The 12,689-nt window shown below is 52.9% G+C and carries 12 protein-coding genes, 4 tRNA genes and 2 pseudogenes; 4 read left to right on the top strand and 14 right to left on the bottom strand.

Going from position 1 to position 12,689, the window contains the following annotated elements:
* Window positions 1-45 precede the first annotated feature (45 nt).
* Window positions 46-792: pseudogene (locus ACQGXV_RS17500) on the bottom strand (IS5 family transposase); the annotation flags it as partial.
* 149 nt (window positions 793-941) lie between these two features.
* Between ACQGXV_RS17500 and ACQGXV_RS17495 the strand changes: the two are divergent.
* From ACQGXV_RS17495 to ACQGXV_RS17485, 3 genes are all read left to right on the top strand, one after another.
* Complete coding sequence (locus ACQGXV_RS17495; protein ID WP_440867056.1) at window positions 942-1,280, top strand: IS630 transposase-related protein; 339 nt, start codon at window positions 942-944, stop codon at window positions 1,278-1,280.
* On the top strand, window positions 1,204-1,452 hold the full coding sequence (locus ACQGXV_RS17490; protein ID WP_440867486.1) for a transposase: 249 nt from the start codon (window positions 1,204-1,206) through the stop codon (window positions 1,450-1,452). Before ACQGXV_RS17495 ends, ACQGXV_RS17490 begins: the two co-directional genes overlap by 77 nt.
* A gap of 132 nt (window positions 1,453-1,584) precedes the next feature.
* A complete protein-coding gene (locus tag ACQGXV_RS17485) occupies window positions 1,585-1,935 on the top strand; it encodes a transposase (protein WP_440867485.1) in 351 nt (116 codons plus the stop codon).
* An 11-nt stretch (window positions 1,936-1,946) separates the two neighbouring features.
* Here ACQGXV_RS17485 and ACQGXV_RS17480 read toward each other — a convergent pair.
* Window positions 1,947-2,324: pseudogene (locus tag ACQGXV_RS17480) on the bottom strand (transposase); the annotation flags it as partial.
* Window positions 2,325-2,416: 92 nt separating this feature from the next.
* Here ACQGXV_RS17480 and ACQGXV_RS17475 point away from each other — a divergent pair.
* Window positions 2,417-2,596, top strand: a complete 180-nt coding sequence (locus tag ACQGXV_RS17475) for a hypothetical protein (protein ID WP_440867055.1) — start codon at window positions 2,417-2,419, stop codon at window positions 2,594-2,596.
* 108 nt (window positions 2,597-2,704) lie between these two features.
* Here the strand turns inward: ACQGXV_RS17475 and ACQGXV_RS17470 are convergent.
* The 12 genes from ACQGXV_RS17470 to rffC all read right to left on the bottom strand — a co-directional run bounded on the left by ACQGXV_RS17470 (window position 2,705) and on the right by rffC (window position 12,667).
* Window positions 2,705-2,781, bottom strand: a tRNA-Pro gene (locus ACQGXV_RS17470).
* 53 nt (window positions 2,782-2,834) lie between these two features.
* A tRNA-Leu gene (locus ACQGXV_RS17465) sits at window positions 2,835-2,920 on the bottom strand.
* Between the two features lie 23 nt (window positions 2,921-2,943).
* Window positions 2,944-3,019 (bottom strand) — tRNA-His (locus ACQGXV_RS17460).
* A 98-nt stretch (window positions 3,020-3,117) separates the two neighbouring features.
* Window positions 3,118-3,194, bottom strand: a tRNA-Arg gene (locus ACQGXV_RS17455).
* Between the two features lie 139 nt (window positions 3,195-3,333).
* The gene (thrP, locus tag ACQGXV_RS17450; protein ID WP_440867054.1) at window positions 3,334-4,725 is read right to left on the bottom strand and encodes a bifunctional threonine/serine APC transporter ThrP; all 1,392 of its coding nucleotides are present in this window, start codon (window positions 4,723-4,725) and stop codon (window positions 3,334-3,336) included.
* Window positions 4,726-4,944: 219 nt separating this feature from the next.
* Complete coding sequence (gene wecG / locus ACQGXV_RS17445; RefSeq protein WP_440867053.1) at window positions 4,945-5,685, bottom strand: lipopolysaccharide N-acetylmannosaminouronosyltransferase; 741 nt, start codon at window positions 5,683-5,685, stop codon at window positions 4,945-4,947.
* A gap of 9 nt (window positions 5,686-5,694) precedes the next feature.
* Window positions 5,695-7,068 (bottom strand): ECA oligosaccharide polymerase, encoded by a 1,374-nt coding sequence (gene wzyE / locus ACQGXV_RS17440; protein ID WP_440867052.1) that lies wholly within the window; start codon window positions 7,066-7,068, stop codon window positions 5,695-5,697.
* The gene (locus tag ACQGXV_RS17435; RefSeq protein WP_440867051.1) at window positions 7,065-8,150 is read right to left on the bottom strand and encodes a TDP-N-acetylfucosamine:lipid II N-acetylfucosaminyltransferase; all 1,086 of its coding nucleotides are present in this window, start codon (window positions 8,148-8,150) and stop codon (window positions 7,065-7,067) included. Before ACQGXV_RS17435 ends, wzyE begins: the two co-directional genes overlap by 4 nt.
* A complete protein-coding gene (gene wzxE, locus ACQGXV_RS17430) occupies window positions 8,147-9,397 on the bottom strand; it encodes a lipid III flippase WzxE (RefSeq protein ID WP_440867050.1) in 1,251 nt (416 codons plus the stop codon). The genes ACQGXV_RS17435 and wzxE overlap by 4 nt, the downstream gene beginning before the upstream one ends.
* 1 nt (window position 9,398) lies before the next feature.
* A complete protein-coding gene (gene rffA / locus ACQGXV_RS17425; protein ID WP_440867484.1) occupies window positions 9,399-10,529 on the bottom strand; it encodes a dTDP-4-amino-4,6-dideoxygalactose transaminase in 1,131 nt (376 codons plus the stop codon).
* A 280-nt stretch (window positions 10,530-10,809) separates the two neighbouring features.
* Window positions 10,810-11,829, bottom strand: coding sequence for an IS110 family transposase (locus ACQGXV_RS17420; protein WP_440867049.1), 1,020 nt, complete (start codon window positions 11,827-11,829; stop codon window positions 10,810-10,812).
* A gap of 127 nt (window positions 11,830-11,956) precedes the next feature.
* Complete coding sequence (rffC, locus tag ACQGXV_RS17415; protein WP_440867483.1) at window positions 11,957-12,667, bottom strand: dTDP-4-amino-4,6-dideoxy-D-galactose acyltransferase; 711 nt, start codon at window positions 12,665-12,667, stop codon at window positions 11,957-11,959.
* Between the last annotated feature and the right edge of the window lie 22 nt (window positions 12,668-12,689).

The following is a 12,689-nucleotide window of genomic DNA, read 5'->3' as shown; positions in this document are numbered from 1 at the left end:
ATAAATCAGAATTAGCCGACAGGATGACTCCCTCTGCTACACCTGTTATCCTATCCTGACGCTGTGTGGCATACCCAACAACGTCATACGGTTCAGCGCTTTGACCATCGCCATGGCTTCACCTACTTGAGCCTCATAGTCACGCAGGCTCAGATGGCCACCCAGCAAAGTTTTTATGCGGAACATCGCTGTTTCTGCCACTGAACGCCGGTGATAACCCACTTTCTTTTTCCACATATCATTACTCCCGCTCAGACGCTGATTCGCCACCGCATGGTTACGTTCATGGTACTTGTCCGGCCAGTATTTGGCTCCGCTTCGCGGCGGGATAAGGGGCCTGATTTTCTTTCTTAGCAACGCATCGTGGCAGTAACGGGCGTCATAAGCACCGTCTGCTGACACTTCCCTGATTTTTCGGTGGGTTTGGTTAATCAGGCCCGGCAGTGCCTGCGCATCTGTCGTTCCGCTGAGCGATAAGTCGGCACAGATAATCTCATGCGTCGCACTGTCTGCTGCCAGATGAAGCTTGCGCCACACTCTTCATCTGTCAGCCCCATGCTGCCTGACTTTCCATTCACCTTCGCCAAAGACCTTCAGACCGGTACTGTCGATGACCAGATGCGAGATTTCACCACGCGTTGGCGTTTTTATGCTGATACTGACGGTTTTTGCCCGCCGACTGACCAGAGAGTAGTCCGGGCAGCGCAGTGGCAGGCTCATCAGTGTAAAAGCCGAGTCGACAAAGCCCTGTAATGCCCGGAGCGACAGGTTAAACACGCGCTTTATAGCTAAACGACTTAATTTTGATTACATTATTTAAATGAGCTATTCAATTGATTTTAGACGTAAAGTGATATAGCCAACCGACTTAAAAATGATTACATCCTATGCCCTGATATGCGGCAAAGAAGCATAGCTGGCTGTTATCAAAATAATGTCGTTTGGCTATATCTACACGGAAAAACGAAGGGTTGAGTATCCGAGAAACAGCGAAGCAATTTCGGATTGGCCCTGCCTCTGTATCGCGTTGGATTAATCAAATAGAGTCAAAAGCATCGACCACGCATCAGCGAAAGATCGATAAATCCGAGTTGATAAAAGATGTTGAACAATATCCAGATGCTTACCAAAAAGAACGTGCAGAGCGTTTTGGCGTTTGTCAGAAGGCCATTTGGCAAGCGCTTAAAAAGCTGGGATTGACCTATAAAAAAAACTCTACGTCATCCGAAAGCCGACGAAAACGCCCGGCAGGGATTTCAACAAAAAAAACAACAGTATGAAAAAGAAGGTAAACCTATTGTTTTTATTGATGAAAGTGGTTTTTCACACGATGCCCCACGGACTCACGGCTATTCCCCAAAAGGTCAACGGTGTTTTGGCCTGAAGAACTGGGGAGCTAGGGGAAGAACAAATGTTATCGGCGCGGCTTTGTTGAATAATTTAACCGTTTGATTTACATCTTCTTTAGTTAGAATGCATATACAGGGAATGTATTTTGTTAGAACGACAAATCAAATAGTTAGCACAATAAAAAGCATTCCGAGAGGAAAAATTAGTCGTTGAAATTTTATAATGCTTATATAAATCAGTATCTTAAATTATTCAACAAAGCCTATCGGCGCTTTATTAGGCACAACGCTGTTTGCTATCGGATTATTTGATATCAATATTAACAGCGATGTTTTCTATGCCTGGGTCACACAAGTCCTTATCCCAGTACTCCCTAAAAACAGTGTAATCATGATGGACAATGCCACTTTTCACAAAAAACATAATATTCAACAAGTCATCATCGATGCAGGGTATATGGTGGAGTATTTGCCTACATATTCGCCAGATCTTAACCCAATTGAGCATAAATGGGCACAAGCAAAAAGCAAAAAAAGAGAGATGGGTTGCGATACAGAGAGTTTGTTCTCAGTCCATATGGTGTAATCAAAATTAAGTCGCTTGGCTATACAGTCAAGGTAAACAATGGGATAAAGCGCATCCAGCGGCCGTTGCTGCCAGCGCTTAACTTCATCCATCACAGCATTGGTCACTTGAGAAATGAAGCCAGCGGAAACATCGACACCGTAGACTTCTTTAAAGTGTGCCTGAATATCACGGGTTGATAACCCTCTGGAATAGAGAGAAATAATGCGGTCATCGAAGCCGTTAAGCTGTTTTTCGTTCTTACCGATCAGTGTCGGCTCGAAGGTACTGTTGCGGTCGCGCGGAATATCGAGCTCGATCTCCCCATTTTGGCTACGTACGCTCTTGGATGTCTTGCCATTGCGGGAGTTGCCTGAATGATTACCTGCCGGGTCATGCTTAGCATACCCAGAGTTTGTTCTCAGTCCATATGGTGTAATCAAAATTAAGTCGCTTGGCTATATTTTTAACGCACTTACTGGTGGCATAAGCCTCTACCGTTTTGTTGCGTTTCGAGTGGGAATGGGGCACCTTCCCCTTTGCCAAAACGGCGGAAGGCGATAAGTTGCTGGCAGAATTCAATCAGAAGCTGCAACAACTGCGTCAAAATGGTCAGTTAAAAGCCTTGGCAGAGAAGTATTTCGGCAGTGATAAGGTGCTGGAAGACGGTAAAGCGGAATAAACGATTTCGCCCTTGCACAGCAGGGGCGTTTTTCTACAAAGCAGGTTACACGGATGTCGAAAAGCAAAAAGCGGCTGTTCCTAAGGAACAGCCGCTTTTCACAGAAAGTGGTCGGCGAGAGAGGATTCGAACCTCCGACCCACTGGTCCCAAACCAGTTGCGCTACCAAGCTGCGCTACTCGCCGAAATACTTTTTCAACATTATCAGTGTATCACACTGACTGTTGCTGACGTTCGTTGGTGCGAAGAGAGGGACTTGAACCCTCACGTCCGAAGGACACTAACACCTGAAGCTAGCGCGTCTACCAATTCCGCCACCTTCGCATACATTCACGAACATCTGAATCTGGGGTGGCTAATGGGACTCGAACCCACGACAACTGGAATCACAATCCAGGGCTCTACCAACTGAGCTATAGCCACCAATGTACTGCTTACAACTAACGATAAAACCGGTACGTCCCTTACGGTGAATTGTACCACCGCAGCTCTTGCACACAATTCTTATAAAACAAAGTTATTGGTGCGCCCGACAGGATTCGAACCTGAGACCTCTGCCTCCGGAGGGCAGCGCTCTATCCAGCTGAGCTACGGGCGCATAGCGCCGTTGCGGGTGGGCATAGTACGGATTTAATCTCTGCCTGTCTAGTGCTTTTTTTATCGAAATGATGCGTTTGCTTATGCTTTGCGCATTTCGTACCGAAAACACACAGCCAGCGACGACCCCCACCCATTAATCAGGCTTCAGGTGCCGTTAATGCCTGTTTTTTACGCCCTTCCAACACGGCATAAATCACGCTAACCACGGCAAGAAACCCCATCCCCACCAACAAGGACATCCGCGTGTCTTCATTGATGTACATTCCCACCAATACGCACAGCAGGAAGGCCATGGTCAGGTAGTTCACCCACGGAAACAGCACGGACTTGAACGGGTGTCCCGCTAATTGTGCCTGATGCTGCTGACGAAAACGTATTTGGCTTATCAGCACGACAAACCACGGCACCATGCCCGGCAGCACGCTGGCGCTGTAGACATAGACGAACACTTTTTCTGGGTTGGGAATAACGTAGTTTAGCTCCGAACCTAACAGCAGACAAAAGATAGAGACGGCAACACCCGCCGCGGGCACGCCGCTGGCCGTGACTTTACCGATCCAGGCTGGCAGCTGACGGTTGTTTGCCAGTGAATAAAGCATACGGCCGCAGCTGTACATCCCGCTGTTACAGCCGGAAAGAGCGGCGGTCAACACCACAAAGTTGATAATACCCGCCGCCGCAGTAATCCCGATTTTAGCAAAGGTCAGCACAAACGGGCTGCCAGCCGTGCCAATTTCATTCCATGGGAAAATGGTGACGATGATAAAAATGGCACCCACGTAGAAAATCAGAATACGCCACAGGATATTATTAATCGCACGCCGCAGGGTAATTTTAGGGTTCTTGGCTTCACCCGCAGTGATCCCAACCAGTTCCACGCCCTGATAAGAGGCCACCACCAGACACAGCGCAAACAACAGCCCTTTCCAGCCACCCGCCAGGAAGCCGCCGTGCTCGGTCAAATTGGCAAAACCCGTCGCCTGACCGTGGTTACCAATACCAAAAAAGATAATACCGACACCGACCACAATCATCACAATAATGGTGGTGATTTTAATCATGGCAAACCAGAACTCGATTTCACCGTACAGGCGCACAGCGGCCAGGTTGGCCAGCGCCACCATCGCCACGCACACGATAGCCGGGATCCACTGCGGCAGTTCCGGGAACCAGTACTGCACGTAAACGCCGATGGCGGTGATTTCGGAGATCCCGACCGCCATCCACATAAACCAGTAGCCCCACGCGGTGAGATAACCAAAGAACGGGCTCATGTATTTATGCGCATACACGGCAAAGGAACCGGTGACCGGTTCCATATAGAGCATTTCGCCCATTGAGCGCATGATAAAGAAGACGAATATCCCGGCGACGATATACGCCAGTAGTACAGACGGCCCGGCCCACTTCAATGCGCTCGCCGCGCCCATAAACAACCCAACGCCAATCGTTCCGCCAAGCGCGATCAGCTCAATGTGTCGCGCCTCAAGCCCACGGTGGAGCTTGCCTTGCGTTTCCTCGTTTGCCATAGATCCTCAGTCTTAAATGTTGTGTTTTACTCCCGGTTTCATACCGGGTTTTATGGTGCCCATCCCGCTTTCGAGCGGGTTAGTGCATTTTAGGCAGCATATCCTTCTGCATTTTTTGCTGATTAGCAAATAGTCATTTAAAATCAAATGAGAATAACAATTTTTTTAAGAGCCAATTGTCATAATAAATAACGATGGCTACGCAGCGGGGGAACGCCGTTACAGGCGTCCACTGAAGTAGTAGGCGAGGAATTTTAATAGCTTAATCTGACGCGTAATGCGACTGGGTTGGCTCAACAGGCGGTAAAGCCATTCAAGCCCTAAGCGCTGCCACGCCAGCGGCGCGCGTTTCACGTGCCCGGTGAAAACGTCGTAAGTGCCTCCCACGCCCATATACAGCGCCTGAGGATGGTAACGACGGCAATCACGCATCAGTATCTCCTGGCGAGGAGAGCCCATCGCCACCGTAACAATACGTGCCCCGCTGGCACGCACTCGTTCAAACACCGCATCGCGCTGTTCCGGTGAGAAATAGCCATCCTGGCTGCCGACGATATTCACCTGCCACTGCGCCCGCAGTTTCTGTTCCGTTTGGCGCAGTATCGCCGGTTTTCCGCCCAGCAAAAAAACCGGGGTGCCTTCCGCACCGGCTTTTTGCATCAGCGCTTCCCACAAATCAGCCCCGGCGACTCGCGTCACCTTTGCCTGCGGATATTTACGTCTGATGGCGCGCACAATACTGATACCATCGGCATACTTGTATTCAGCCTCGGCAATCAAATCCCACAGCGGCTTATCCTGCTCGGCGGCCAACACTTTCTCGGCGTTAATTGCCACTAACGTACCGGTTTTGACCTCTCCCTCAGCGAAAAGGTACGTCAGACAGGCGGCTTGATCCGCAAACCCATGCAGCGGGATATTACGAATGCGATAAAGCGGGACAGAAGCAGGATTTTCCATCGGGGTTCCTTATGGTGTATCCGGAGTATGTGGCGTCAAGGTCGCCGGTGCCGTATGCGAACGTGCCCAACGCTGGCGGATCAGGCCCGCACGTTCAAACAGCCAGTAGAGCAACTTCGCTGCCAGCACGCACAACCCAAACACCAGGATAAAAAACACCACGCGCGACACAAAAGCATCGCCGCCTTCTCGCACCAGGACTATCAGGTTAAAGATGGCACCAAAGCAGAAACTTTGCAGCACCGCCGCGCTATAGCGATTCTGGCTACGACGACCCGCTTCATACAGGGCATCAAACCACTTGATGATGAGGCCCACCACAATGGCACCGAGTGGGATAAACAACACGCCGCCCATCACCACCAGCGACCCCAGCAGCGTAGGTGAAATCGCCAACATGGAGTGGTTATTGAGCACTTCCCAGGTGAAATAGTTAGCGCTATTGAGCACCAGATTGGGACGTGCTGGCCACAGCCAGGACGGGATAAAGACATAAAAATCACGCGCTATGGGGGCCAGCCCCTGAAAGTCGATGTCGCCGTAGTGTTGCCACAGCAGCGCCAAATTTTCCCACGGAGAGAAGGTGTCGCGCGTCAGATAAAGGAAAGTGTAAAACGCTTCCGCACCGCTTACGTCCAGACTGTAGCGCTTTAACGCCAGCCAGAACATGGCGGTAACACTCACCGCCCCCGCCGCGACCAACATCCACAGCGTGATCCAACCGCGCTGGATGCCAATAAACAAGAACAGGGCAAAAGCGATAATGATATTTGCCCGCGTACCGCCGACAATCAGGTAGGTCAGTATTCCGAACCCAACGGTGCCCACCAGAAACAGCAACCAAACTCGGCGCGTCTGGTGCAGGAAATAAACCACCAGCATGGCGGGAATAAAAAAATAGAAGAAACGCTTCAGGGCAACGCCCGAGACCTCGCTGGAAAAGATCTGGCTGTAGGAGCGCAGTTTGAACAGCAAAAAACCATTATTGATAAAGAAGATAGCCACAGTCACCACGGCCACCAGCGCCAGCAATAGCCACGTGAGGTGCGTTTCAACACGATTCATCACAAGCCAGGGTTCGCCAGTCGACCGGCGTTGTGCTCGCAGGCGAGTCTTATATGTCACGTAATAGATGGCGTAAAACGCGGTTGCCGACAGCAGCGCCTGAAGTAAATAGGTCGCGGGCACCACCGCCACATTGAATTTGAACGCCAGCAGGCAGGTAAAGGGAAAACCGAAATAGAACGTCAGAAGAAATAGCATTGAGAACAGTACGTTAAAGTTAAAGCGTACACGACGAAACTCTTTCCAGGTCAAAAAAAGAATAAAGCAGACGGCAAACAGATACACCACGACCAAGCCGCCGAATTCACCCTGTGTCATCGCTTCGTCTCCGCCGCCAAGGTCAAAGCATCGAGCCATCCTCGCTGGTAGTTGGGCTGGAAAAACGCGATGCGGCGCTGATCCACGCTCGCGATCTGACGCTGCGCTTCACGTACCACCGCTTCCGTCAACGTATCGCCGTAAAAGAGCACCGGTAAATGCTGATCGGCCAGATCCTGCCAGAAGGGGTTCTGTCGGCTGATAACAAAGGGCACGCCGCACTGAATCAGCAGGCAAAGCGTGCCAATGCCTTGCTGACGCGGGAAGATAAAGACGCCGAGATCGCAACTGCGCAGCATGTTCAGGTAATTGTCGAACGCCAACTGTTTGCGCAGCAACTGAAACTGTTTCGTGCCAAACAGTGTTTCACCTTCCTGCGCCACCTGATTGATGTAATCGTCATTGTGCGCGGGATATCCCATGGGGACAATCACCCGAACCTGTGGCCCCAGTTGCTGATGAATAGCCCGCAGCGCTTCGATATGCCGATTGCTCTTATCACCGGAATTACCCACCAAAACTGTCATTGGCCCAGCCAGCGGTTTGGTTACGGTCTCTTCCGTCAGCGCCGGGTTCATTTTGGTGGGGAAGTAAAGCAACGAAGTGGGTACATCAGCATGTCGCTGCCGATAGAAATCCAAATCGCCGCGTGTGGCAAAGACATGACCGATACGCCCCTGCGCCATGCGACGCAGCAGGTAAAACAGGCGATGCTTCCACTGCGTGGCCTCTTCATACAGATCCGCACCCCACACGTGCCAATAGGCCTGGGCCGGTTTGATAAGCCGCCCCAGCAGCGCCAGCCAAATCCACGGGTTAAACTGCCCGTGGAAAAAGAACCGCGTCTGTCGATTGGCACTTGCCCGCGTCACCACCGCCTGCGCCAGCGCACGTTTATCGGCATAGCAGGTTAACGTCAACCCAGGAAAAGCCTGCGGCAAGCCCTCATCACCGGAGACCACCATAAAATGTGTGACCACAGGCGCAGGCAGTTGCGTTGCCAGCACATCGTGGAAGAAGCGCAGCAGCGTCTGGTTATGATGCGGGATATCCGATCCCAGCACGTGAATCAGTGTCGTCATGGTCGCCTACGGTAAATAAGAAAAACACAACAGCACAGTAAAAAGTAAACCACATAGCTCAGCATATAAGCTTGCGTGGCCCCCAATGCGCCGTGGCGCGGAATCAACCACTGGGAGAAACCACTCAGCAACAGAAACTGGCTCAGTTCCGTCAGTAGATAAAAGCGCAGCGCCGCTTTGGCAATCACCAGATAACCAAAGACATAGGCCCCCACTTTCATCACATCACCCACCAGTTGCCAGGCGAAGAGATCGCGCATTGGCACAAACTGCGGGGAAAACAACAGCCAGATAGCCACATCGCTCAGTAACCAAATCGCGAGGCTGACTGCCGCCACCGCCGGGATAACAAACCGCAACGCGCGGCCGATCTCTCGCGCAATCGACGGTTTTTCCTGCAATCGCGCCAACGTCGGCAGCAAATAGACCGAAAATGCGGCGGTGATAAATTGCAGGTAAGCATCGGATATCGAACTCACTCCCTGCCACAAGCCGACCGCATCCCACCCGGCATGCGCCGCGAGCACGTTACGCATCATGATATAGGCGACGGGCACCGTTACCGCCGTCATCACCGCCATCAAAGTAAACTTACCTAACTGCATGGCAAACGCGCAGTCCCATACCGGACGCAAGTGCTGCCAGCGCAAAGGGGTGCGCCGCCACAGCAACATACCGGCGGGCAGCACAATCAACGCCGGTACCAGCGCCAATCCCACCAGCGCACCGGCGTAGCCTCCCAGCAAAAAGCAGGCAATAAACGCCACCAGCCCAATCAGGCTGCCCCCGACCATCGCCAGCGCATTGCCCTGTGCGTCCCGATACCCTTTCAGGATAGCCAAAAAGAAGTTGGCGCAGGCAATACCCATTTGCAGCAACGCCAGCAAGCGGATCACATCACGATAGCGATCGTCGCCAAACATCACCGTGGCTATCGGCCCCGCCGCCAGCACAAACAGGAGCGCTAACGCCGATGAAAAGAGCGCAATCAGCGTCGCTGACGTCCCCAAAACCTGTTGTAAGGACTCAGGCTGCTGCTGATGACGCGCCACCAGCATGATCACGCCATTAAATATTCCCGCACCTGACAGCACGCCCAACACGGTGATCAGTTGGCGGTAATTCCCCGCCAGCCCCACGCCGCTCGGACCAAAGGCCACCGCCAGCAATTTGATAACCACCAGACCAATGGCGATTTTGACCAGCGTCGACCCCGCCGTCCATAAGGACGCTTTTGCCAATGACATATCAGGAAAAGAAGCTCAGGATGGTGTTGATCACCGTGCGCTGATTCACGTCAGACAGATTATAAAACAGCGGCAAGCGGACCAGTCGCTCACTTTCCCGCGTGGTGTAGCGATCTTCCCCGGAAAAACGCCCAAAGCGCAGTCCAGCAGGTGACGTATGCAGCGGAATATAGTGAAACACCGTCAGGATTTCCGCATCCTTCATGTCGTGAATAAACGCGGCGCGATCGTCAATATCGCGCAGCTTGAGGTAAAACAGGTGTGCATTGTGCTGGCAGTGTGCCGGCAGCGTGGGCAGCGTAACGCGCCAGGCCTCCGTCAGTGGACGGAAGGCATCATAATAGTTATGCCACAGGCGTAAACGTCGTTCGTTGATGCGCCCAGCGGCTTCCAACTGCCCCCACAGGTAGGCAGCCTGAATATCTGCCATCAGGTAGCTGGAGCCGATATCGCGCCAGGTATATTTATCGGCCTGACCGCGAAAGAACTGGCTACGGTTGGTGCCTTTCTCGCGGATGATTTCCGCTCGCTCCACCAATGCGGGGTCGTTGATCAGTGTGGCACCGCCTTCACCACCGGAGGTGTAGTTTTTGGTTTCATGAAAGCTGAAGCAGCCAATATGACCAATCGCTCCCAACGGACGCCCTTTATAGCGAGCCATCACCCCTTGCGCGGCATCCTCCACAACCCACAGGTCGTACTTTTCTGCCAGCGCCATAATGGCATCCATCTCGCACGCCACACCGGCATAGTGCACTGGCACGATGGCTCGGGTCTTGTCGGTAATCGCCGCTTCAATCTTGGTTTCATCGATGTTCAGCGTATCTGGGCGCACATCGACATACACGATGGTTGCGCCACGCAGCACAAAGGCATTGGCGGTCGAAACGAAAGTGTAGCTGGGCATGATCACTTCATCACCCGGCTGAATATCCAGCAGGATGGCCGCCATCTCCAATGATGCGGTACAGGAGGGGGTTAACAACACTTTCTTGCTGCCAGAATAGTGTTCCAGCCATTGTTGGCAACGGCGCGTAAAGCCGCCATCACCACACAGCTTGCCGCTGCTCATGGCGGCCTGCATATAGTCCAGTTCGGTACCCACAACCGGAGGAGCGTTAAAGGGAATCATGCGGTCTATATGAACGCATCCCGTTTGCAAAGCATTCGTGGTGTTGACATTGACGGTAGGTTGCAGCTCTATATTCGGCCTTGTTGCAGCCGCTGCTGCGGGCCTCGATGAGATTCGCTGACTCACACCTCATTCTCCTGGCGAGCTTTAAGCTCAACACCCCATTCAGGTTTAGTGAGTCACTGTCTTACCTGTCGTTGTCATCACTACGGCTGCCCTAGCAACCTTTCAGCATTCACCCTTCTATTAAAAGAGTTAATGTTTTGCCAGCATCTGTCGTTCAGAACGGCCTGACGCTGACGTGTTTTTTGTCGTAAGTTCGGCTATATGCCACCAGGGCCCACACCGTGCGCGCTATCTTGTTAGCCATTCCCACCACCGCAACGCTGGTTGTCCGTCTTTTCAGCAGCTCCGTAACCCACGGGTTCGGCTCTTTCGCCAGCAGCGTCGCAGCCCTGGCTCCGTGGATAAACAGCGTCCGCAGATAAGCATCGCCGCGTTTACTGATGCCCAGAAGCCGCACTTTGCCGCCGGTGCCTGTTTGCTTTGGCACCAAGCCGATGTCGGCTGCGAACTCCCGTCCTGATCGGAAGGCTCCCGCATCTCCCATGATGGTAATTGCTGCGGTGGCAACCAGTGGGCCAACACCTGGAATGTCCATAATCCGCCGACAGGCCTCATTCTGTTTCGCCCAAGTGGCAAGCTGTTTTTCGATAACCTCTATCTGCATATCCAGGTCATTGAGGCGCCGATGCTGGTCTTCAAACTGGTAGTTCAGGAACGGTGGCAGCTTTTCCTTAAGTCGCTCAAGCACCTCTGGCATCGCCTTGTCCAGTGACGCCCGGCCTTTACGCACAGTTTCGCCGAACTCCAACAGCAATCCGTGCAGCGAGTTGATTTGCGCGGTGCGGAACTTCACTAACTGGCGGCGCATTTTGTGCAGCGACAGTACTGCCTGCTGTTCCTCAGTTTTGACGGCAACGGCTTTAGCTGGCTGCTGGACCGCCATCCAGATAGCACGGGCATCCATCACGTCATTTTTATTGCCCATCACGAAGGCCTTGACGAATTTGCCCTGGAGTAGTCTGACCTTATGCCCCAGTTTTTCCAGCTCCCGCGCCCAGTGCTGGGAACCGCCGCAAGCTTCCATGCCAATCAGGCAAGGCTCACGATTGCTGAAGTATCCCAGCAGCGCGTCGCGCTTTATCTGTTTATCGATGACTTCACCGGTATGTTCATTAATGAAATGAACCTGCATCAGATGTTTTGCGATATCGACGCCAACAGGGGTATATTTCATGTCGTGGATCCTCCAGTTATCAGGGAGCTTTATGCATCCCGTGTTGGGCACAATGATGCCGTAAGTCTGCGAGGATCCACACCTTACCTGCCGAACCCTTCGCTGCTCTCAAATGTGTGGGATGCGTTCATCTCATTCTCCTGTAAAACCAATGCGCCGTGTCATGAATCTGCGCGCCACTGCGTTGATAGAGGCGCAGCGCACGCGTATTACCCAACTGCGTAGCCACCCACAGGTGCGCAACGTGTCGCTGTTGGCACCAGTGCCTTGCCAGCGCCATAAGCGGCATGCCCTGCCCACCGGCTGTGCCCGACCACGCTGCCAAAAGGCCGATGCGCGCCTGGTCTGCCTGGGTCTGGCGCAGCGTCACCCAACCGAGTGGCGCACCTTGCGCGTCGTGCGCAATCAGGCAGACATCATCAAAGGTGCCACGAACCGCGTTTTCCACCCATTGTGCGTAAAAACGGCCGCTGTCCGCCGCGCAATACCAGGGTGCGCGAAACCGGCTCTGCAAAAAAACGCGCGCAGCGGCGTCACGCAGCGGCGCAATATCCGCAGTATCCGCCACGCGCCAGGCCGGAAGCACCACCTCACCAGAATCGATGGGCAGGCAAAAATCCACTTCGCTCTCTGCCAGTTGGAAACCTCTTACTGAGAGCGCATCGATCGTCGCCAGATCGCTGGCAGAAACCTTGGCCTGCACCAGCGCATAAGCGTTCAACGCCCCAAGCGTTAGCGCTGGCGCATCATCACTGAACGACAGGCGTGCGCTGGGGAGAGCGAAAAAATCGCTTTCCCACGCTAACGGCATCAGATGCGCACGGATCCTGGCTGTCATAGCCTCTACTGTAATGACTTGC

The sequence above is a fragment of the Symbiopectobacterium purcellii genome, assembly GCF_052050035.1.
Taxonomy (GTDB): Bacteria; Pseudomonadota; Gammaproteobacteria; order Enterobacterales; family Enterobacteriaceae; genus Symbiopectobacterium; species Symbiopectobacterium purcellii_A.
The sequence above is the reverse complement of the archived record's forward strand: the minus strand, read 5'-3'. Positions and strand labels throughout refer to the sequence as shown.

Bases quoted from the DNA above. Each gene is read 5' to 3' on its own strand.
- thrP (WP_440867054.1), bottom strand. From the start codon at position 4,725: ATGGCAAACGAGGAAACGCAAGGCAAGCTCCACCGTGGGCTTGAGGCG.
- wecG (WP_440867053.1), bottom strand. From the start codon at position 5,685: ATGGAAAATCCTGCTTCTGTCCCGCTTTATCGCATTCGTAATATCCCG.
- wzyE (WP_440867052.1), bottom strand. From the start codon at position 7,068: ATGACACAGGGTGAATTCGGCGGCTTGGTCGTGGTGTATCTGTTTGCC.
- ACQGXV_RS17435 (WP_440867051.1), bottom strand. From the start codon at position 8,150: ATGACGACACTGATTCACGTGCTGGGATCGGATATCCCGCATCATAAC.
- wzxE (WP_440867050.1), bottom strand. From the start codon at position 9,397: ATGTCATTGGCAAAAGCGTCCTTATGGACGGCGGGGTCGACGCTGGTC.
- rffA (WP_440867484.1), bottom strand. From the start codon at position 10,529: ATGATTCCCTTTAACGCTCCTCCGGTTGTGGGTACCGAACTGGACTAT.
- ACQGXV_RS17420 (WP_440867049.1), bottom strand. From the start codon at position 11,829: ATGAAATATACCCCTGTTGGCGTCGATATCGCAAAACATCTGATGCAG.
- rffC (WP_440867483.1), bottom strand. From the start codon at position 12,667: ATGACAGCCAGGATCCGTGCGCATCTGATGCCGTTAGCGTGGGAAAGC.